Origin of the sequence: Pseudomonas kairouanensis (assembly GCF_004682055.1) — a bacterium.
Classification (GTDB): domain Bacteria; phylum Pseudomonadota; class Gammaproteobacteria; order Pseudomonadales; family Pseudomonadaceae; genus Aquipseudomonas; species Aquipseudomonas kairouanensis.
In genome coordinates this window covers 1-1,459 of sequence record NZ_QUZU01000101.1, presented here as the reverse complement: position 1 = coordinate 1,459, position 1,459 = coordinate 1, and the positions used below count along the sequence as shown (strand labels likewise).

At 52.7% G+C, this 1,459-nt stretch carries 1 protein-coding gene; it reads left to right on the top strand.

The genetic code is table 11. From position 1 onward, the window contains the following. Positions 1–50 precede the first annotated feature (50 nt). A protein-coding gene (locus DYL59_RS31260) for an IS3 family transposase (RefSeq protein ID WP_420359318.1) occupies positions 51–1,426 on the top strand; the annotation gives its coding sequence in 2 pieces (ribosomal slippage) (positions 51–530 and positions 533–1,426; 1,374 coding nt in all). Positions 1,427–1,459: the final 33 nt, after the last annotated feature.

Sequence of the window (1,459 nt, the reverse complement as noted above, 5' to 3'; positions counted from 1 at the left end):
TGAAGTGCGCCCCAGAAGTTGGACACCCATCCAATTTCTGGGGTGTTTTCATGAGTAAATACACTGCGCAGTTCAAGCTATCCGCCATCACTGCTTTCCTTGAGCGAGGTCGTGGCTTTCGTCGTGTCGCCGCTCAATTTCAAATGGACCCCACGTTGCTTCGTCGTTGGGTCGAGGCTTACCGGTTGCACGGTGAAGCCAGTCTGAGCAGTGCTGGTCAACGTCACAGTGCCCTGTTCAAGTTCTCTGTTTTGCAGCGCATGTGGCGTGACTCCCTTTCCTTTCGCCGCGCAGCGGCGCTTTTTAATCTGGGTAACTCCACTCAGGTGGGCAGATGGCAACAGCAGTATTACAGTGGCGGCATTGAAGCCCTAGAGTCAGGGAAAAAAGAGCCGAGTACCGCTATGCCTAAGCCACCTGCTAAACCACGTAAATCCGCTGCTCCAATCACTGCTCCCGAGCCCGAACACAAGACCTTGCTTGATGAACTCAACTACCTGCGCATGGAGAACGCCTACCTAAAAAAGCTTGGGGAGTTAGGCGAGGCCGTGATGAGGCGGGAGAAAGAACAGAAGAAAAAGCCCGATTAGTTAGCGAGCTTAAGCATGCGTTCCCCTTGCGTGATTTACTCAAGCTAGTGAGCCTTGCGCGAAGCACGTACTACTACCAACTCAAGGCGATGGGCGTTGCAGACCGTTTTATCTCGATCAAAACCGCTATCCAGACCCTCCAGGACGAGCACATGGGCTGTCTTGGGTACCGCCGTATGACTTTAGCGCTTCGTAAAGAGCGACCGCAGATCAACGGAAAAACGGTACGACGACTGATGGGGGAGTTGGGGCTGAAATGCATGGTGCGGCCGAAGAAGTACCGGTCGTATAACGGACCGATGGGAGAAGTTTCACCCAATACACTGGCTCGTCAGTTCAAAGCCGAGCAGCCAAATCAAAAATGGGTAACGGATGTCACCGAGTTCAAAGTAGCTGGCAAAAAGATGTACCTGTCACCTGTTCTGGACTTGTACAACGGCGAGATCGTGGCCTATCAGACGGCTATGCGGCCCCAATATGCATTGGTGGGCGAGATGCTTGAGAAAGCCCTTCTACGCTTACCTGAGGGCGCCAAACCAATGCTGCACTCGGATCAAGGTTGGCATTACCGCCACTCGAAATATCGGGAGCGCCTGGAAAAGGCGGGGTTGGAACAAAGCATGTCACGCAGAGGAAATTGTTATGACAACGCCACAATGGAGAGCTTCTTCGGCACGCTGAAGTCAGAGTTTTACTACCGAAAAAGCTTCGACAGCGTGGAGCAGTGGCAAGCTGAACTGGATGAATACATCCATTACTACAACCATAAACGAATCAAAGGGAAGCTTGGCGGACTGAGCCCTGTAGCCTATAGGGTCCAGTCCGCTGTAGCCTAACCAACAGCTGTCCAACTTTTGGGGCGCACTTCA